This window comes from Colwellia sp. 20A7, assembly GCF_009832865.1.
Taxonomy (GTDB): domain Bacteria; phylum Pseudomonadota; class Gammaproteobacteria; order Enterobacterales; family Alteromonadaceae; genus Colwellia.
On sequence record NZ_CP047130.1, the window covers coordinates 2438052 to 2457269 of the forward strand.

The 19218-nt window shown below is 34.7% G+C and carries 19 protein-coding genes; 5 read left to right on the top strand and 14 right to left on the bottom strand.

Features of this window, described 5'->3' with window-relative positions; genetic code table 11:
* Positions 1 to 136: 136 nt before the first annotated feature.
* The 4 genes from udk (at position 137) to GQS55_RS10635 (ending at position 3599) form a co-directional block, all read left to right on the top strand.
* Positions 137 to 787 carry a uridine kinase gene (gene udk, locus GQS55_RS10620; protein ID WP_159820441.1) on the top strand — a complete coding sequence of 217 codons (651 nt, stop codon included), beginning with the start codon at positions 137 to 139 and terminating at the stop codon, positions 785 to 787.
* A 53-nt stretch (positions 788 to 840) separates the two neighbouring features.
* Positions 841 to 2085, top strand: a complete 1245-nt coding sequence (locus tag GQS55_RS10625; protein WP_159820443.1) for a NupC/NupG family nucleoside CNT transporter — start codon at positions 841 to 843, stop codon at positions 2083 to 2085.
* Between the two features lie 100 nt (positions 2086 to 2185).
* Positions 2186 to 3001, top strand: a complete 816-nt coding sequence (gene deoC / locus GQS55_RS10630; RefSeq protein WP_159820445.1) for a deoxyribose-phosphate aldolase — start codon at positions 2186 to 2188, stop codon at positions 2999 to 3001.
* Positions 3002 to 3017: 16 nt separating this feature from the next.
* A complete protein-coding gene (locus tag GQS55_RS10635; RefSeq protein ID WP_159820447.1) occupies positions 3018 to 3599 on the top strand; it encodes a thymidine kinase in 582 nt (193 codons plus the stop codon).
* Here GQS55_RS10635 and GQS55_RS10640 read toward each other — a convergent pair.
* The 12 genes from GQS55_RS10640 to GQS55_RS10695 all read right to left on the bottom strand — a co-directional run bounded on the left by GQS55_RS10640 (position 3591) and on the right by GQS55_RS10695 (position 14341).
* Positions 3591 to 4265, bottom strand: a complete 675-nt coding sequence (locus tag GQS55_RS10640; protein ID WP_159820449.1) for a class GN sortase — start codon at positions 4263 to 4265, stop codon at positions 3591 to 3593. The genes GQS55_RS10635 and GQS55_RS10640 overlap by 9 nt on opposite strands.
* Positions 4266 to 6623 (bottom strand): marine proteobacterial sortase target protein, encoded by a 2358-nt coding sequence (locus GQS55_RS10645; RefSeq protein ID WP_159820451.1) that lies wholly within the window; start codon positions 6621 to 6623, stop codon positions 4266 to 4268. It lies immediately after the preceding gene.
* A gap of 174 nt (positions 6624 to 6797) precedes the next feature.
* Positions 6798 to 7058, bottom strand: a complete 261-nt coding sequence (locus tag GQS55_RS10650; RefSeq protein ID WP_159820453.1) for a DUF5062 family protein — start codon at positions 7056 to 7058, stop codon at positions 6798 to 6800.
* 111 nt (positions 7059 to 7169) lie between these two features.
* A complete protein-coding gene (locus tag GQS55_RS10655; protein ID WP_159822763.1) occupies positions 7170 to 7883 on the bottom strand; it encodes a hypothetical protein in 714 nt (237 codons plus the stop codon).
* 5 nt (positions 7884 to 7888) lie between these two features.
* Positions 7889 to 8677, bottom strand: a complete 789-nt coding sequence (locus tag GQS55_RS10660) for a hypothetical protein (RefSeq protein WP_159820455.1) — start codon at positions 8675 to 8677, stop codon at positions 7889 to 7891.
* Positions 8667 to 9059, bottom strand: a complete 393-nt coding sequence (locus GQS55_RS10665) for a cupredoxin domain-containing protein (protein ID WP_159820457.1) — start codon at positions 9057 to 9059, stop codon at positions 8667 to 8669. Before GQS55_RS10665 ends, GQS55_RS10660 begins: the two co-directional genes overlap by 11 nt.
* Positions 9052 to 10491, bottom strand: a complete 1440-nt coding sequence (locus GQS55_RS10670) for an ATP-binding protein (RefSeq protein WP_159820459.1) — start codon at positions 10489 to 10491, stop codon at positions 9052 to 9054. The genes GQS55_RS10665 and GQS55_RS10670 overlap by 8 nt, the downstream gene beginning before the upstream one ends.
* A 2-nt stretch (positions 10492 to 10493) precedes the next feature.
* Positions 10494 to 11174 carry a response regulator gene (locus GQS55_RS10675; protein WP_159820461.1) on the bottom strand — a complete coding sequence of 227 codons (681 nt, stop codon included), beginning with the start codon at positions 11172 to 11174 and terminating at the stop codon, positions 10494 to 10496.
* Position 11175: 1 nt separating this feature from the next.
* The gene (locus GQS55_RS10680) at positions 11176 to 12144 is read right to left on the bottom strand and encodes an FAD:protein FMN transferase (RefSeq protein ID WP_328698810.1); all 969 of its coding nucleotides are present in this window, start codon (positions 12142 to 12144) and stop codon (positions 11176 to 11178) included.
* 40 nt (positions 12145 to 12184) lie between these two features.
* Complete coding sequence (locus GQS55_RS10685; protein WP_159820463.1) at positions 12185 to 13504, bottom strand: DUF3570 domain-containing protein; 1320 nt, start codon at positions 13502 to 13504, stop codon at positions 12185 to 12187.
* A gap of 97 nt (positions 13505 to 13601) precedes the next feature.
* Entirely contained in the window at positions 13602 to 13832 is a 231-nt protein-coding gene (locus GQS55_RS10690) for a DUF4266 domain-containing protein (RefSeq protein ID WP_159822769.1), read from the bottom strand.
* Between the two features lie 2 nt (positions 13833 to 13834).
* Positions 13835 to 14341 (bottom strand): TlpA family protein disulfide reductase, encoded by a 507-nt coding sequence (locus GQS55_RS10695; protein ID WP_236559614.1) that lies wholly within the window; start codon positions 14339 to 14341, stop codon positions 13835 to 13837.
* 307 nt (positions 14342 to 14648) lie between these two features.
* Here GQS55_RS10695 and asnB point away from each other — a divergent pair, with 307 nt between their 5' ends.
* The gene (gene asnB, locus GQS55_RS10700; RefSeq protein ID WP_159820465.1) at positions 14649 to 16313 is read left to right on the top strand and encodes an asparagine synthase B; all 1665 of its coding nucleotides are present in this window, start codon (positions 14649 to 14651) and stop codon (positions 16311 to 16313) included.
* A 190-nt stretch (positions 16314 to 16503) separates the two neighbouring features.
* Here asnB and GQS55_RS10705 read toward each other — a convergent pair whose 3' ends face one another.
* Together GQS55_RS10705 and GQS55_RS10710 are read right to left on the bottom strand one after the other, a co-directional pair.
* Positions 16504 to 18255, bottom strand: coding sequence for a GGDEF domain-containing protein (locus tag GQS55_RS10705; RefSeq protein ID WP_236559615.1), 1752 nt, complete (start codon positions 18253 to 18255; stop codon positions 16504 to 16506).
* Positions 18256 to 18612: 357 nt separating this feature from the next.
* On the bottom strand, positions 18613 to 19170 hold the full coding sequence (locus tag GQS55_RS10710; protein ID WP_236559616.1) for a GNAT family acetyltransferase: 558 nt from the start codon (positions 19168 to 19170) through the stop codon (positions 18613 to 18615).
* Between the last annotated feature and the right edge of the window lie 48 nt (positions 19171 to 19218).

Consider the following 19218-nt stretch of genomic DNA (forward strand, 5'->3'; position numbering starts at 1 on the left):
TGTGTTAATTTAAAGCTTTTATTATAATTAGCCAAGTTTTTTCTAACCTTTATTTCTTATTGCCTTGTGATTTACTTAGATTGTTCTAAATTAAGTTTATAATAGCAATAACTTGACCTTTTCTACGGACTTATTAATGATACAACCAAGTAAAACGACTGTAATCGCCATCGCAGGTGCTTCAGCATCAGGAAAGTCCCTTTTTGCTAAAACAATATATCAAGAGCTACTACCTGAATTAGGTCCTGATGGGATTTCTATTCTAAAAGAAGATGCTTATTATCGGGATCAATCAGATTTAAGTATGGATGAAAGAGCGCAAACTAACTACGATCATCCTAGAGCCTTTGAACATGAGTTACTCAGTGAGCATTTAACGTCATTAATAGCGCAAGAAACAATAGACTGCCCTGTTTATTGTTATAAAACGCATACGCGTACAACGAATACCCTATCGATACAACCAACTAAAATCATTTTAGTTGAAGGTATATTACTATTATCTAATCCTCAACTTCGTGACTGTTTTGATATAAAAGTTTACATGGATACACCACTTGATATCTGTCTTATTCGCCGTATTAAAAGAGATACCGAAGAACGTGAACGTAGTTTAGAGTCTATTACTAACCAATATTTAACGACAGTACGCCCTATGTACTACCAATTCATTGAACCATCTAAAGCTTGGGCTGACCTTGTTATTACCCGTGGTGGTAAAAATAGAATGGCGATAGAAGTATTAAAAGCTAAAATTCGACAGTTATCCTTAAAAAGTACTCAATAGAATTACTCATAGCATTTAAAAATAATAATTAACAAAAATAATTTGAGGTTACAATGGATCTTACGGTACTACGTAGTTTAATTGGTATTGGTGTTTTGCTCGCCATTGCTGTATTTATTTCTAAGCAAAGAAAATCAATAAATATTCGTACAGTTGCCTGGGCTTTTGCCCTGCAAGTTGGGTTAGGTGCATTTGTACTGTACCTCCCTTTTGGTAAAGACGTTTTAGCTTCAATTTCAGGTGGTGTTCAGCAAGTAATCAATAGCGCCAATGTAGGTATTGCCTTTTTATTCGGTGGTTTAGGCACAGATGCTATGTTTTCTAATGGTGTTGGTTTTGTTTTTGCCATTCGTGTACTACCGGTCATTATCTTTTTCTCTTCATTAATCGCTGTTTTATATTACCTTGGCATAATGCAATGGGTTGTTAGAATTATTGGTGGTGGATTACAAAAGCTACTTAAAACCAGCAAACCTGAATCATTGTCAGCTACGGCAAATATTTTTGTTGGTCAAACTGAAGCACCATTAGTAATACGCCCTTATATAGCGAACATGACGCAATCTGAGCTGTTTGCCATTATGGTTGGTGGTTTAGCTTCGGTTGCAGGCTCGGTTCTAGCTGGTTATGCAGGCTTAGGCGTTGACTTGAAATACTTGATTGCCGCTTCATTTATGGCGGCACCTGGCGGCCTATTAATGGCTAAAATTATTCTTCCAGAAACAGAACATGCAAAAATAGCCAATGAAAGTATTGTTATTGAAGATAGTGAAGACAAGCCTGTTAATGTTATTGATGCAGCAGCATCTGGAGCAGCATCTGGTTTGAAACTGGCCGTTAACGTTGGTGCAATGCTACTAGCCTTCATTGCGATTATTGCTTTACTCAATACAATTGTTGGCGGAACAGCGAGCTTATTTGGTTTTGAAGGCATCACGATAGAATGGTTATTAGGGTATTTATTTGCGCCTATCGCTTTCATTATTGGTGTTCCTACGTCTGAAATGCTACAAGCAGGTAGTTTTATTGGGCAAAAAGTAGTGGTTAATGAATTTTTTGCTTATGTAAACTTTATTGAGATAAAAGACACGTTAAGTGTACCAACTCAAGCTATTATTACTTTTGCATTATGTGGATTCGCTAACTTATCTTCTATCGCTATCTTACTCGGTGGTATTGGCTCTATGGCGCCAAATAGACGACCTGACATTGCAAGACTAGGCATGAAAGCAATGCTTGCAGCCACACTCGCTAATTTAATGAGTGCAGCAATTGCGGGCTTATTTTTATCCCTTTAAGGGTAACAGCCATTATTGCTAATACATAAACTATACCTAGCTAACCATAAACTGTTAGCTAGGTATTGATCCATATAAACTTAATTATCAAATTTTACCTATGACTACTCAAACAAATACCGACACACAAAAAGAAATTGCCAAACAAGCCATTAGTTTAATGGATTTAACCAGTTTAACGGATCAGGAAACACCCGCTGATATTGAAAAATTATGCTTGCAGGCTAAATCTGCAGGCGGTAATACAGCTGCTATTTGTATTTTTCCACGCTTTATTCCTTTAGCTAAAAAATTATTAACTAATCAAGGTACACCTAATATAAAAATAGCAACGGTGACAAACTTTCCTCACGGTAATGATGATGTAGCAATTGCTGTTGCAGAAACAAAAGCTGCAGTTGCCTATGGCGCTGATGAAGTTGATGTGGTTTTTCCTTACCAAGCATTAATTAATGGTGATACTGAGATAGGCTTAAAACTAGTGGCAGCATGTAAGCAAGTCTGTCCAAACGATGTATTGTTAAAAGTGATCATTGAAACAGGTGAATTAAAAACGCCTGAACTAATTAAATTAGCAAGTGAAATATCAATACGTGCAGGTGCTGACTTTATTAAAACCTCTACAGGTAAAGTTAACGTAAATGCGACACCACAAGCTGCTGAAATAATGCTTAATGTTATTAACGCGACAAATGATGCTAATACAGATACTGGTTTTAAAGCGGCTGGTGGTGTTAGAGACGTTAACGATGCTCAGGTATATTTAGACATAGCAAGCAACATTTTAGGTGAGCATTGGGTTAGTACAGAGCATTTTAGATTTGGTGCCAGTAGTTTACTTAATAACTTACTTACAACGCTTGAGTTAAACAATCAAGAAGCTAATAGCAACACTAGCACTTCTGCAAGTTACTAAGCATAAGGGTTAGATAATGGCACAACTCTACTTTTATTACTCATCGATGAATGCTGGTAAATCAACACACTTATTGCAATCGTCATACAACTACAATGAACGAGGATTAAAAACCGTTCTTTTTACCGCGCAAATTGATGATAGGTATGCAAAAGGAAAAGTCACTTCTCGATTAGGTATTAATTCAGATGCTCATTTATTTGCACAAGAAACTGACCTATTAACAGAAATTACTGCGATTAAAAACGAAACTAAAATCGCCTGCGTATTAATTGATGAAGCACAATTTTTAACCAAAGCTCAAGTTAAGCAATTAACTGACATTGTTGATAACTTAAATATTCCGGTATTAGCTTATGGTATTCGTACAGATTTCTTAGGCCAAACGTTCACAGGTAGTGCTGCATTATTGGCTTGGGCAGACAAGTTAGTTGAGTTAAAAACTATCTGCCATTGTGGCCGTAAAGCAAACTTTGTCATTCGATTAAACAGTGATGGCAAAGCTGCTACAGGAGGCGAACAAGTGGAAGTTGGTGGTAATGAACGATATCAAGCGGTATGCCGTGAACACTTTAAAGAATATGTCCCACTAGCTTAAATGAACGACATACCTCAATGATGTTTCATTATTTACGCTGCCAAAAGGGTAACACGTAACCAATATAAGTTCTTTTATATCAACAACTTCCTTGCTACTCTCATTTTTATAGTTACTTTTGTTCAACAGCACCAATTGCTCTGTAGCCAGATCTAAAATAGCAATTTTATTCACCTTAAATACGCTAGAATTACCAGTTTTTAACGTTAAGGTTACGCTATCGTTTACGCTCAATTCCTCTAAAATACTAAAGTGAGTATCATTGTGCGCAGAGATCACCATAACATTTGATTGGCCTGGTTCAACGCCAGAATCTGCCCTTTGATTAAGGCCCGGACCAAATGCTAATGCCTGTCCTGAATCATTATTTAACACAATGTGCGACAAGTTAAAACGCTCAAAAGTAAGTTTAGCGACGGGATAAAAATCAGCCCATGGCCAGGGCTTATTTACCTCACCCATTTTATTTTTCGATTTAGTTTCTGAGTGATCATCATCAACACTTATCAACTGCTTTTGCCAAGTTGACGCTAATAAGGCTTGTGCAAGATGCGCTTTTATCACCATGTAACCTGCCATTGCAAAACTAGTTGACGCTATTATCAAAAACAGTGCGACTAATGACGGTATAATTTTATCCCTCTTAAGCGTAAAATTTGGCATCATTTACTTAGCACTCAATTCGTTTGAATCACAAACATAACGCTTATGTGAAAGCTTCGATTTATTTATCAGTTGCATTAATATGGCGACCGTCATAAAGAATAAAGCAAAATATAAATAGCCCGCTATGCCTAAGCTAGTATTCGCCAATGGAATTATTTGTGTTGAGCCTTTTGGCATTAAGTTGTTTATCGCTTTGGATTTTAATGGTGCACCTTCTTTTCGTGTAATTTCCTCTTCAATAGCGATAAAGCTCGTATACGGTGAAAGTAAATGATGTTGTAACGCCAAATTGGTAATTTCAGACTTAACTATTTCTTTTTGCTCGATAGAACCTCGACGATGTAGGTCAATTAAATGGTCAATTTTTTCTTTAGCCCACCACTGTGCAACACCAATATTTACTTTATCAGCATCAAATGAACTTTCAGCTGAATTCGTGTTAATACTCTTATCTTTAACATTAGTGATATTTACTTTTTCTTGCCAAGTCATAGCCGCTAATTGACCCGATACGTTAATAGTTGACCCTACTTTTGAATTTCCTACCCTATCTTCTTTGTTTGATTGTTCGTTAGATTCATTTTTCAACCAGCGTGCACTGATCATCAAAGGCTGTCCTGAATATAAATCAGGAATATTTTTTGGAAAAGTTTCTACATCCGCCATTGGCCAACTTAACACAACTTTTTGCATCAACGGTTTACTAATTTGATTAAATAATTCGGTCATTTCATGGCTTACTTCATTGATACTTCCAATATAACGATAGGTGCCGCGACCTATTTTCGCCGCTTGTGACATAAAATAACTATTAGGGGCTGAGCCGATACCAATAGTATGTAAACGTGAATTATCTAACTTACGTTCAATTAAATTAAATAATTCTGTTTCATTACCCACACTACCGTCAGTAATAAATACAACTTGTTTATATATATGATCATTATTTTCTGCTGTTAAGGCTTGTTCAATGGCCGGATACATATTAGTACCACCGCCCGCTTCTAGCTGTGATAGCCAATATTTAGCTTGTGCTATATTATCTACATTCGCAAGCTTACTTACCTTGAATAAACGCTGTGTGCTATCTTCAAAAGAAATGATGTTAAAGGTGTCGTTTGAGTTTAATAAATCCAGTGCCGTAATCAAAGATTGCTTTGCTTGTCTAATTGCCACGCCGCCCATAGAGCCAGAAGTATCTATTATATAAATAACATCTTTATCAATTGCTTGTGCATAGTCATTACTAGGAGGCATTAGCATTAATAAACCATATTCATATTTATTATTGCTAACATCTGTTTCTGATTGTATGAAGAAAGCGGCTTTCGGTACATTATCCTGTTCAAGCTGCCATTCTAAAACAAAGTCTTGATCAAGCTTGGTGTTTTTATCTGCAAGAGATATTAACAACTTGTCATTTAATGGCGTTTTCGATATTTGATGGTATAAACTAGTAACATTCGTTAGTGGTAAACCGCCATTTAAATCAACAGATAAAGTGACAGTTTGGTTTTTGCTATTATTATCAGCCGTATCTTCTCTTGTTTGGATAGGCGTAATTTCACTGGCATCGTCAACTCTATCGTTATTCATTGCCCAGCCATGTGAATTAATGCGGGTGGTGTTTATTACTTTCAATTCATCGTTGGTATTACTCGCATGTATTAGAGTTTTACGATTAACTGCGTGCGCTGAAGGGATAAAACGAGGCGTTAAGGTTAGCGGGATCCTTAATGAAAAGGTCTCATTATTTAATTTTATTGATTGAAAATAGTGTAAATTTATTTTTATCGATTCCCCTGGCGCTATATTGGCCACTTTTGTGGTAAATAAGTTTGGCCGCTGCTGTGACACTAACCCTACTCTTTTACCTGCTGTTTTCGCTTTTATATAAAGCTTTTGAGCTTGTTTTTTTTCTTTAATTTTCCCTACTATGCGTCTTTCACCTATTTCCATGATCATTGAAGAAACAGATGCATCATCAACCAATGGAAAAACATAAACAGCTTCAACAAAATCATTACTTGAGTTTTTAAAGGTCTGAGTAAAGTTTACCTTTGCCAGTAAACCGTTAATAGTTACCTGGTAATCACTTTTTTGAATTAATGCTGAGGCGTATTTTTCATTATTTTTAAAATATAAAGTACCTGAGCTAATCGATTGATAGGGAATATTATCCATTGATAATTCATTCGCACTTACTTTTGTGAGCACTAGCAAATAACTAAAGCTCATTATGGTAAGCAGGATAGGAGAAAATACAATACTAAGTAGTGAAATACGTAAGGTATAAGGTATTAAGGTGTTATGGGATGACGTTGAAATGGTCTTGTTAATAATCGTGCTTTTTTTCATAATAAAACTCTACAGAAAATAAAGTTTTATGATGACGTGACATTGTGTTTTTACTGGGTAGGAATTATGGCTAACTTATGGCAAATTATGATAAATTCGCCATAAAGTTTAATTTACCTGTACTTTGCTTGAAGCAAATTAGTAACAAGCCAATTTAGTACTAAGAGAATAATATTAGCTTAGCAGAGAATGACCTTCAGGTAATTGCTTGGCAATCCATAATGCTAATTTATGCTTCATGTTAGGTTGATCTTCACTGTCAACTGCAAGTGGCTGAATTAAGTTATCATTTACTAATAAACGATATAAACTTTCTATTTTATCTTTAGATGAATTGGTCGCAGCAAAGCTTTTATATCCTCGATTAACTGCGTATTTTTCACCAATAACAAGTGCTTTTTTTAATAATTCAGCTTCATTCTTTAATTTTTTCATTTTACTCGATTCTTAAATAAAAACTTTGCTTAAAGATGCTTCAAATAAAGAAGTAAGTCAATTATCTATTACAATTTATAGCGTATTTAGCTACTATTTCGTTAAGGTCGGTTAAAACTCATACTCTACCGCGACCCGTAACACATGCCCTTTGCTTCTACTGTCCATTCCTGTGATAAAACCTACTTCCCATTTTAGCTGCTTTTGTGCATTAAAACGTTGTAATCCCATAAAAGCAGGGCCAATTCCTAAATAATCTTCGCCTAAATAGACCTCGATTGCCGGTTGGAATTGTTCAATATAACGATAACGGTACTTAAGGCGAAACTCAGTTTCAAGTTCACTTTTCAGCGTTTTTCCCCACTCGTAAATCATAAAAGCATTTAGCGTCAGACTTGTGCGACCAAACTCTTTTTCAACTAGGATACCCGAAGTAACTTCCCAGTTTTTTTGCTCCGTTTCTTTTTCAATCTCAAACAACAAGCCCCAATCAGCCCAATATTCTCCTTGCTCAGTTAACATCCAACGCGCTTCAAGTTCATAAGACACTATATCAAAGTCGTTGTTACTATCTCGCTCGCCAACAAGGTAAAACTCTAGCATAAGATTTTCATTCACTGATTGACCGTAAGCTAGGCGCTGAGCCAATTTATTATTATTACTTTCTCTATGTGAGAATAAGCGCCACTCAACTTCTCTCTCGTTCGGTAGCACATAAGGATGGTAAACTTTATCAACGACAACTCCGTCTGCATAAACGATAGAAGACATAACTAAAGAGATACTCAAGAATATCGGAGTCCAATAGCGATTGATTAATGACATGCTTATCATGATTTTTTACCATAAAAAGATAATGAAATGTAAGGTAATTTGAGCAGCATTACCGGAAGAATTAAAGCCGCAGCATAAGAAACTAATTGTAATAGTGATGGTGTTGTTTCATAGCCAAATAAAACAGTTAATAACTGCCCTAGCCCCGAATCTTCAGCAATGATCTCGCCACTATCCCAAATAGATTGGCTACTTGAGAAGATATCAACTTGTTGCAAAAACATTATTGCCTGCATTAATTGCCCTAATCCAAAAAACAATAAAAAATAACAAGAGCTTTGGTTATATATTCTTTTGTCCAGATACCTTAATAAGAAATAGAATAATATTGATATGCTTAAGCAAATCCCGCCACCTAGTGTTATTCCGATCAGCACCGTTTCGTCTTGTTGTGCTTGTGTCCAATAAGACACTAAATAAATAATAAAATGGGCGCCATTGAAAACGCTAATAATAAAAAATATCAATATCGCTAAGTATTTTTTAACACTAGTGTAGTCATTTTTATGACTTAAAATAAAGAGGCACACTGTAGATAAATAAACAATAATAGCACCGAATGATAAAAACAATTCAGTTCCTTTGCCATCAAGTATTAGCGATAAATTTTCTAAATGACTACTCAAAATAAAAGACGTTATTACGGTTACAATAACGCCGAACGAAAGCTGCTTAACTTTGACGATATCAAGATAATTTATCGCAAAATACCTTATTAATAATGAGGTAATAATGAACACAGGTAGCGCATTATTTAAAAACAAAAGTACGGTATTAATTAGCATCTTGTTTTCCTTTTTCTAGCTCTTGCAGGCTACTTTCTACAACAATGACCTTTCCTCGGGCACTGTGAGGATGATACTCACCAAAAAAGCTATATTCGCCAACAGGAAGCGGTCCAATAAAAATGCTTGCTTGTTTATTGGGAAAAATAACCTTTTCACGATTAAGATCGAAGCTGTCAAACTCTTCAATATTTTCGTCATGATTGTCTATAACCAGTTTAATTTTTTTATTCGCCGGAATAATTATAACTGCTGGATAAAACAAATGGTTTTTTATCCTGATATGATACTCAGTCTTTTGCGCTTGTACGTGTAAAGTAAGGAACAGTAAAAAGCTACTGCAAACAATACGTAAATAACGAATTAATTGAATGTTATCCATGAGTGTCTATTTCTTCGTTCACAGCCGCGGGAAATATTACTTCAACTTTGAGCCCGTTTAATAATGTAGAACGTGATAACTGTATTTTAGCGCCATGTAAATCAGCAATATGTTTAACGATTGCTAAACCCAAACCACAACCAAAAATGTCTGAATTATGTTGATCTCCGCCAACGCGATAAAAACGATCAAACACACGCTGATATTCTGTTTCATCGATTCCTTGGCCAGAATCTTCAACACAAACCGTTATCGTTTCGTTTCTACCTTGCTTTACGCTAATAAGAATTTCGCCTTCTATCGGCGTGTATTTATTCGCATTAGAAATTAAGTTAGTGGCAAGTAAATGAACTGAAAATTCATGAGCAGATAAGAATATATCATCACTTTCTAACGTGATTACTTGGTCTTTATTTAAAATATCGTTATACAGCTCTGCTATCACTTGTTTAAGTAGCACGTTAATATTAAAAGCACTGCTTACGTTACTTATTTGTGCCGGATTAGTTCGATTTAAGTTTAATATTTGATCTATAACATGCCCCATTCTATCCACACTATTATTTAACGCGTGTATGGAGCTAAAATTTTCAATATCAGTAGATGTTAAATTTTTATTGTCATTGTTTCTTGAACGTTCAACTAAATCTTGAATTAGGTTATAAGTATCTATTTTCAAAACACTTAACGGAGTTTTTAATTCATGTGCTGCATCTGAAGCAAAATGTCTTTCGCGTTGAAAAGCAGCATCAAGTCGAGCAAACAATTCATTTAATGTTGCTACAATATCCGCTAATTCATTATTATCTACTTGAATATTTAATGCGGTAAAATCATTACTTTTTCTTTTACTCAGTTCAAAACTTAGCTTATGTAATGGCTTTAACCCCTGAGTGATAATAATAAAAATCAATACTGACAGTACGGCTATAGCAACTATCATGGGTGTTACTGCGGCTAAAATTAATGTTTGGGTTAAAGAGAATTGTGCTTTAAGTGGCTGTGCAACAATAACAACCATTTCATCATTATGTATAGAAACTTGTTGCGATAACAAGACTGCACGCCATCGTTGATCTAAGAAATTAACCTCAAAAAACTCAACGTTTTTTTGCGATCCTAACTGAATATTAGAAATTTGATGATCGGGTGCGTTATTACTTTTCAAGATTAATGCCTTGTTTTTCCATACCTGAAAAGCAAAAGCACTTTGCTGCACAACGTGTAATGTTTGGTTTATAGTAGCATCAGAAAGAGTTGCCCCTGACACACTATTAATTACCGCTAATGTTTGGGCGAGACTTAATAGTTGTTGATCAAATCCTCGCTCAGCTTGAGACATGCTCTGTTTGTAGCCTTGGATAGCAGCGATAAATGTTATTAATGTTAAGACTGAGAAAAGTGTTAAAACCAAATAACGACGAATGCTCATAATTACCCTTTGGTATTTATTATGTAACCAACACCACGAACATTTTTAATAAATTTCTCTGGTAAGTATTTTCTTAGCTTATGAATATGTACCTCTACAGCATTGCTGAGTACTTCTTCTCCCCAATGATATAATTTGGATTCAATCTTTTCTCGAGATAATATTCTTCCCGCATTTTCCATAAGCGCTTTTAGTACCATGTACTCTTTTTTAGAAAATGTTATCTCGTGCTCTTTACCTGTAACTTGGTCACAAACAAATACTTTATGGGCGTGGGTGTCTAGCTTAACGTTGTTTATACAAACAAAGGCTGAGTTAGCAGTGCCTAATCGTCGCTCTATTACCCGCAAACGTGCCATTAATTCCTTGATTTCAAAAGGTTTAGATAAATAATCATCAGCGCCATAGTCTAAGCCTTTTACTTTACTTTCAATAGAGTCACGGGCAGTTAAAATAATAACCGGTAATGCTGATTTTTTGTCACGTAAATTTTTTAATATTTCAAGACCATCAATATCAGGCAGTCCTAAATCTAAAATCATCATATCTTGATCGGCAGTGGTTAAGGCATTTAAGGCTAGCTTTCCTTGGTTCACATGATTAACGACAAAACCTTCTGTTTGTAGCGACTTTTGAAGTGCTGTGGCAAGCGGAATATCATCTTCAACTAATAATATACGCATATTATCTCCTTGACCAAAATTTGATTTCTTGTTCTGTTAAAAAATGCTCAGCATTACTGCCTTGCAATAAAGCTAACGTTGCTAATATTCCTGCTTGAATACATTGTGGAGCAACGACCGTAATTGAACGAGGAGCTTTATCAATTGGCCAACCTGTTTTAGCATTTAAAATATGACCATAACGAATACCATCTTTTATTAAAAACCGTTTGGCATCACCACTGGTTGCAAGTGCACCAGATTTTAGGGCAACAATCATGTCTGCATTATTATTTACGTCGGGATTTACATCGGAATTTAAGTCAGAATTTACGTCGGTATTCACTTGGCTATCAACGTCGGGATTTTCGATTGCAACTTGCCATGTTTGATTATTGTGGCGAGGGCCTGAAACGGCAAGATCACCGCCTAAATTAACTAATACAGGCTGGTCTGTTAATTGTTTTGCTAAAATAATACTTCTGTCAACGGCATATTCTTTTCCTATTCCGCCAAAATCAATTTCCATTCCGTTAAGAAGCGTAATTGTTTGCTGATCAAAGTGTATTTTATACCAGCCTACCTGTAATAAGCTTTTAGATACTTTAGCCGATGAAGGAAAGGTTGAGTGTTGGTTATTACTACCTTGAAAAGACCAAGCCTTTCTTAAAACCCCTGAGCTGATATCAAACAAACCTTCACTTAATTGATAACAATGGTCAGCAAACGTTAATAGCTGGAATGTTTCTTCATCAATAGCTACAGCCTGCCCTGCATTATTATTAATTAAACTACAAAGACTATGTTGATTATAACGGCTAAATTTATCTTCGATGCGCCAGACTTCTTTGGTAATTATATTACCCAGCTTTAGCGCTAATGTTTTATCGTTTGTTTGGACAATAACTTCACAAGGACTAGCCATAGCATTGAATTGAACGCTATAGCTGTCTTTGTTTGTTATTAAGTTAATGGCTCTGTTGTTAGTCAAAAAATTCTCTATTTAAAACACTTGATTTAGTACTCTTTATTTAAAAAGAGTACGTTACCTGTGCAATAACAGCATCCACACTAGGGTAAAGATCAACACTTTTTAACACGCCAATCTCTTCAACCCCTGCATCGGTAGGTTTTTGACTATAATACTCAATTCTAAAAGATAATTCATGCCCATTGTTGACCAACATGCCATATTTTAAACCAATGGTATAAGCGGTCATTTCACCTATTCGATAATCAGCACTGGCAAAAGCAGGCATGGCCTCATTGTCGACTAAAAATGGTTGGTAAAAATCAGCCGCACTTTGTTGATAGAATCTAAAATGTGGTTGTAAATAACTTTCCTTACCGAAGCTATCACCCAAGGGAATCCTAAAACGTGAATCAATAGTATGAGATTTTATTTTCCAGTCATCCCACATGTATCGGTAAGACACATCTAAAACCGTTGTATCAAAATGATATAAAGATTGAGCAAACACACTTTGTTTGACACGAGAATCAGGACGCGATTCGTAAAGGTAATCTTGAGCTTCGCCATTATTATTGACAACAGACAACACTTTAAAAGGGTCAGTTAAATAGCCATCAACGGTTGAATAAGAATAATTAAATTGCATTAACATTCTGCGATTAATGACTTGAGTAAATCCAAGTAAAATATCGACCGTTGTTTTATCATCATCGCTACCAATGCGAGTAGTTTGAAAATCATCATCCCAATTAGACGCATCACTATCACCCACTAGCATAGAAGAAAAAGCTTTAGGAAGCCCGCCTTCTGGTGAAAATGTATCTTGAAAGTAGCTAAAACCTGCCGAAAAAGTTGAATTTTTACGATCAAAGTCGATAGCTATATTACCGTTAATACCTAATGATAAATAATCATATTCTTTAGAAAGATGTAATCCACCACTTACCGTATAATCAGGCGCTATAGGTTGCGTCCATTGTGCGTTTAATTGAACACGCGTATCTTTAAACGTATCATCAAGCGGGGTTTCTCCTGCCGTGATTTGATATTGTCCATTACCTGACGGTCGAGTAAATGTTTGCACTGTAGGTTGTGCTACAGCACCATTAGCAGAAGCACCCGTTAAGGTATCTATCGTTAATTTAAGATTTAATACTTCTTCTGTATCAAATGTTTTTTGTGCATTAAAAATCGCCTCTCCTGCGCTGACCCTATCGGTTTCACTATAGAATAAAACGGCAGTATCAAACTTCCATTCGTCTGGCTCTGCCTCAAATGTATTTGATTCAGCATGGGCTAAACTATTTGTTCCCAGTAACGTTGCAGCAGCAATAGTTAACACAGCTTTAATGTTTGATTTTTCGGTTATTTTTTTCATAATTTTTCTTCAGATGCAACTACAGACTATTGATTTTATTAAACTCACATAAAATTCACGATTTTGTATACTAGTAAGACAAAATAATTATCTAAAACTAGTTACAACCACACCCACCGCCACCAAAGCCTTTACCACCACTTGATGCCTCTTTACTGAAATAGATATGATCATCAAGCGCAGAGTCAACAGGCGATGCATTTAATAACATTTCTTTCTTGGCTAATAAATCTCGTTCCCATGGTTCAACACCCAAACCTAAGCTAGAACAGCCTGATGTAACCGTCAGTATTGAAGCGATTAATACTATATTTTTTATTTTAGACATCATTATTTAACCTCTTTCTCAGTTAAGAATTGTTCAATTTCTTGTTGATATTGTTTAATTTTATTAGTAAAAAATCCGGTGTGTCTTAACTTTATTTTTCCATCGCGGCCAATAAGCATACTGCTTGGCATTCCTTGAATATCAAAATGTTTTGCTATTTTCCCCCTTGGGTCATAAATAACAGGAAAACTCGCAGGCATTTCTATTAGAAACTTTTCAGCTAATGCTTTATTCGCGTCTAGGTTGATACTAACGACCGTAAAGCCTTGTTGCTTATATTTGTCTTGTATTGCGTTCATCCAAGGAAAAGATTTACGACAAGGAACACACCATGATGCCCAAAAATCGATATAAACAACCTTACCCTTATGTTCAAGCAACGCTTGTTCTAACATAGTTTGACTACTAACCGTTGGTTGTTCGATGTTTTGTGCATTGCTAACGCATGTCACGCTTACTAATACAATAAAGCCGATAAATAATTGAGTTTGTTTAATTAAATTTTTCAAGTATCACCTGATTGGAAGTTTCGATTGATAGTTCATTAAACCATAGCTTAAATACCTTTTCTTAACGAATACTTAAAACTAATTTAATGATGGTAATTTTATCTACATTTATTATCTATATACCGATTAGATAGATAATATTGCCGCTATTATTTACGTTTTATCGTTTAATTTAGCTTTATTTCATTATTTTATACATTTAGGTTGCTTTTTACTGCTGAGCTGTCAAAGTGTCAGTTACTAATTAGTGTAACAACACTAATTACTCACAATTCGATTCAACAATAATTAAAGGAGTAGCGCTTCAATGTGTTCGATCTTTGGTATATTAGATATAAAAACAGGTGCTGATGCACTTCGTCCTCAAGCTTTAGAATATTCTCGCCTATTACGTCACCGTGGACCAGATTGGTCAGGCATTTACAGTAACGACCATGCAATATTAGTGCATGAACGTTTATCAATTGTTGATACTGAGCATGGCGCTCAACCATTATACAACAATGATAAAACTAACGTTTTAGCAGTTAATGGTGAAATTTATAACCATAAAGCTTTAGCAAGCGAATTAAATGTTGATTACGAATTTCAAACAGCCTCTGACTGTGAAGTTATTTTACCTTTATATGAAGAATTCGGTGCTGACTTTGTAGATAAACTACAAGGCATGTTCGCGTTTTGTTTATATAACTCAAAAGACAATAGCTACCTAATTGCACGTGACCATATTGGTATTATCCCTTTATATACGGGTTATGATGCTGAAGGTAACTTCTATGTTGCTTCAGAAATGAAAGCATTAATGCCAATATGTAAAACAGTATCTGAATTTCCTCCAGGACATATCTTAGATAGCCGCGTTGGTGAATTACAGAAGTATTACAAACGTAACTGGCAAGATTATGCTGCGATTAAAGACAATACAACAAGTAAAACTAAAATCCGTGAAGCATTAGAAGAATCTGTTAAAAGTCATTTAATGACTGATGTTCCTTACGGTGTTTTATTGTCTGGTGGTTTAGATTCATCATTAATTTCTGCTATTACGCAAAAGTTTGCTGCTCGTAGAATAGAAGACAATGACTTAGCTGAAGCTTGGTGGCCCAAAGTTCACTCATTTGCTTGTGGCTTAGCTGGCTCTCCTGATTTAGTTGCTGCAAAAACTGTTGCAGACAGTATTGGTACTACGCATCACAGTGTTATTTTTACTGAGCAAGAAGGTATTGATGCACTTAAAGAAGTTATCTATCATTTAGAGACTTACGATGTAACAACTATTCGTGCTTCTACACCAATGTACTTAATGGCACGTAAAATTAAAGCCATGGGTATTAAAATGGTACTTTCTGGTGAAGGTGCAGATGAAATATTTGGTGGTTACTTATACTTCCATAAAGCGCCAAACGCTCAAGAATTCCATGAAGAGTTATTACGTAAACTTGACAGACTACATAAGTTTGACTGTTTACGTGCTAATAAATCAATGTCTGCTTGGGGTATTGAAGCCCGTGTACCATTCTTAGATAAGAACTTCATGGATGTTGCAATGCGCATCAACCCTGAGGATAAGATGTGTGGTAACGGTAAAATGGAAAAAGCTATTTTACGTGAATCTTTTGAAGGTTATTTACCAAAAGAAATTTTGTGGCGTCAAAAAGAGCAATTCTCTGATGGTGTTGGTTACTCGTGGATTGACGGCTTAAAAGCACATGTTGAAACATTAGTTACTGATCAACAACTTGAAAATGCACATATCAGATTCCCAGTAAATACGCCTGATAACAAAGAAGGCTATTACTACCGCACTATTTTTGAAGAAAAATATCCATTAGCAACCGCTGCTGATTGTGTTATTGGTGGTAAATCTGTTGCTTGTAGTACTGAAGAAGCGCTAGCTTGGGATGAAAGCTTTAGAAATAATGCCGATCCATCGGGTCGTGCTGTATTAAGTGTACATAACGAAAGTTATTAACAGTTAATTTTATACTTTTATCGACTTGGTTACTTTATTAGCACTGAGTCGATAAAAGTGTTTTTTCTTTATTGTTTGTTTAATAAAGTAAAAATAAATAATACTTATTTCAAGAAAACCCCACTTACCTCTGAAAATTCATTTTTTTGACTATAGAATCTAAAATTACGTAGCAATTCTTCATTTTATTCTAACCAATAACAACCTTATTTCGGCCATCCGCTTTTGCTTGATAAAGTAACTCATCCGCTTTTTTAATGTGAAAATCAAGGTTATTATTTGCCTTGCTAGTTATTGACGCTCCGACACTGAAAGTGATATCCCAATCGAGAGCAGGATGACCACTTTTAATATCTATACAATAATTAGCAAAATTTTCATTTAAACGTTTAAAAATATTATCTACCACTGATTTATTGGTTGTATGTAAAATAAATAACCACTCTTCACCACCATAACGGCCAAATTTATCATTTTCCCTTAATGTTTTTCTTGCTGCATTTGCAAAAGCAATCAGCACTATATCCCCTATGTCATGGCCTAAAGTATCGTTAACCTTTTTAAAGTAATCTAAATCAACAATAGCAATAGTTAACTCATTATCGCTTAAACTTGTTTCGGCTATTAACATAATACCTCGTCTATTAGGAGAGTTAGTTAGGTAATCAGTATTGGCAATAGCATGATATTTTTTACGTTGGCTTACCTGTCTATTAATCAATAGTAATGAAAAAAGTATCAATATTACGGCAATAGCCGTACTTAAACGCCAAATTATTTTTTGTTGATACTCTTCCTTAGCTTTAAATTCAGTCATAGCATTAACTTGTGCTAAGCGAAATATTTCAGCCTCCTTTTCTTTTACTTCAAATGTAACTTGCAGCGTTTTAATATTATTTTCACTTGTAGCTTCTAGGTGCTTTTTCGTGAAGATAAGCTCTTGCTCTATGGCTTCAAAAGCTTCTTCATTTAAGCCGAGTTGTCGTTTTAATTTATAACGTTTACTTAAAAAATTAGACTTATAAATACTTCTACTAAACTTATCTAATAAAGCAAAAACATCATCATTTACCTTATTCGCTTTTTCTATAAAGTCTTGTTCAATATAAATATCACTCAATAAAATCATTGATGCTAAATGCATATCATGTACACCAGCCGCACTAGCAAGAGCTATATTGTCATGCACATTATTCAAAGCTTTATCATAATGTCCTTCAGAAAATTCAATTTTTGAAATGATATATTGAGAAAAAGCAATGCCTGTATGCATATTCACTGACTTAAAGTACAGTAATGCTTTTTTCAAATAGACTAATGCTTCTTCATTCTCACCCTTGTCTTTCAGTATAGTGCCCATACTCCAATAGGCTTTTGAGGTTAAATGTTCATCATTAGTTTTTTCATAAGCAACTATCGCTTGTTTAGAGAAGCTTAAGGCTTTCTCCTTTTCATCTGAGAAGTTATATGCATCACTAATTTTACGTAGAAAAAATCCTTGTGATGAAAAATCGTCATATGTTATTGCTAATTCTAACCCTTCTACTGATACCTCGAGCGTTTTTTTAAGCTTATCTACAGACGTATAGTAATAAGACAGAGCACGAAAAATAATAATCTTTTCTTTATCACTACGCAGTAAACCCCCTTCCTCCAATTGCTTAGCTAATACTTTAGCTTCTGTTGGATCTTCCTGACGAGAAAGGTATTTCAATTTTGATTCGAGCAAGAGTAAATACAAATCCCATTGTTTTTTAATCCCCTCTTTTTCTATGTAGGTATTAATATGGTGATTAAGGGCTTCATATTTTTCTTGTCTAAAAAGTAATTCGCTGTATAAGGCAGCAGTTTCAAGATGCAGTGTTGCCCAATTATTACTTTTACTTATTTCAAATACTTTTTGGAGTTGTTTTTCATTCTTGAGATAATCGAGTTTATTCACTCTAATATCGTTAATAAATTTATTAGCTGATTGATAATCTATTGACTGAAATGGTGATTCAGGTGGGCTAGTCTTAGCTAACAGTTTGTTATTAAGAAAAATGAAAAGAGTAAAAATAAGGCACTTTGCAAACACAATATAATAACTGTGTGATTTGTTAATTTTATTTAGCATATAATCCTTTATAAACTTTGGTTTTCTTTAGGTCGATGCACCTATTAGTAAAACGTTGTTGTATAAATATTATTGAATTCAATTACTTTGTATACCTCATTAATACTTGATCATAATGTATCAGCTCTCTATTGGTTAGGCAATAATAGAGCGCTAATAATAAAAACCACCTGTTCAATAAACTTAACGTTTTGTTTTACAGGCTAATTTATAATAGTGATTATTATTAAATTCAAAATTATTAATAACAGTTAATGGTGATTTTTTCGTATGTGCTTCATATGAGCGTGTATTAATTTTATTAATAAAAGTAACCATTACTGGATAACGCTTTGTCATTTCACTTAGCGAAAAATTAAAGATACTTTCAAAGACACCTTGCCCACGAACGGCTTTATCAACACAAACAGGACCATATTGATAAGAGTTTTCTTTGGTAATTGTTTGCTCCAAACAAGTTGAGTCATGCAAATTTTCAATCATAAATTGAAACATTGGCCACTGTGACCAATAATCCCATGAAGCTGCCATAGCATAAGCAACTACCTTATGATTGACACAGGCAATAAAAAGTCCCTTTTCATCTTGAATTAAACTAGTTAAATGCTCTTTAGTAAATGCTGTTGTTATAAAACCATCAGTTTTGTCTTCTTCACTAATTGAGTCAATTTGATATTTATAATGAAGAGTCAAAATTTCATTAATATTTTCTAGTGTCGCTACTTTTAATTCAATATTCATATTTTAAAAACCTAAGTTCACCAATGAGTGATTAATTATTATGTGTTT

Bases quoted from the DNA above. Each gene is read 5' to 3' on its own strand.
- GQS55_RS10625 (WP_159820443.1), top strand. From the start codon at position 841: ATGGATCTTACGGTACTACGTAGTTTAATTGGTATTGGTGTTTTGCTC.
- deoC (WP_159820445.1), top strand. From the start codon at position 2,186: ATGACTACTCAAACAAATACCGACACACAAAAAGAAATTGCCAAACAA.
- GQS55_RS10650 (WP_159820453.1), bottom strand. From the start codon at position 7,058: ATGAAAAAATTAAAGAATGAAGCTGAATTATTAAAAAAAGCACTTGTT.
- GQS55_RS10710 (WP_236559616.1), bottom strand. From the start codon at position 19,170: ATGAATATTGAATTAAAAGTAGCGACACTAGAAAATATTAATGAAATT.
- GQS55_RS10685 (WP_159820463.1), bottom strand. From the start codon at position 13,504: ATGAAAAAAATAACCGAAAAATCAAACATTAAAGCTGTGTTAACTATT.
- udk (WP_159820441.1), top strand. From the start codon at position 137: ATGATACAACCAAGTAAAACGACTGTAATCGCCATCGCAGGTGCTTCA.
- GQS55_RS10690 (WP_159822769.1), bottom strand. From the start codon at position 13,832: ATGTCTAAAATAAAAAATATAGTATTAATCGCTTCAATACTGACGGTT.
- GQS55_RS10635 (WP_159820447.1), top strand. From the start codon at position 3,018: ATGGCACAACTCTACTTTTATTACTCATCGATGAATGCTGGTAAATCA.
- GQS55_RS10665 (WP_159820457.1), bottom strand. From the start codon at position 9,059: ATGGATAACATTCAATTAATTCGTTATTTACGTATTGTTTGCAGTAGC.
- GQS55_RS10670 (WP_159820459.1), bottom strand. From the start codon at position 10,491: ATGAGCATTCGTCGTTATTTGGTTTTAACACTTTTCTCAGTCTTAACA.
- GQS55_RS10645 (WP_159820451.1), bottom strand. From the start codon at position 6,623: ATGAAAAAAAGCACGATTATTAACAAGACCATTTCAACGTCATCCCAT.
- GQS55_RS10640 (WP_159820449.1), bottom strand. From the start codon at position 4,265: ATGATGCCAAATTTTACGCTTAAGAGGGATAAAATTATACCGTCATTA.
- GQS55_RS10675 (WP_159820461.1), bottom strand. From the start codon at position 11,174: ATGCGTATATTATTAGTTGAAGATGATATTCCGCTTGCCACAGCACTT.
- GQS55_RS10655 (WP_159822763.1), bottom strand. From the start codon at position 7,883: ATGTCATTAATCAATCGCTATTGGACTCCGATATTCTTGAGTATCTCT.
- asnB (WP_159820465.1), top strand. From the start codon at position 14,649: ATGTGTTCGATCTTTGGTATATTAGATATAAAAACAGGTGCTGATGCA.
- GQS55_RS10660 (WP_159820455.1), bottom strand. From the start codon at position 8,677: ATGCTAATTAATACCGTACTTTTGTTTTTAAATAATGCGCTACCTGTG.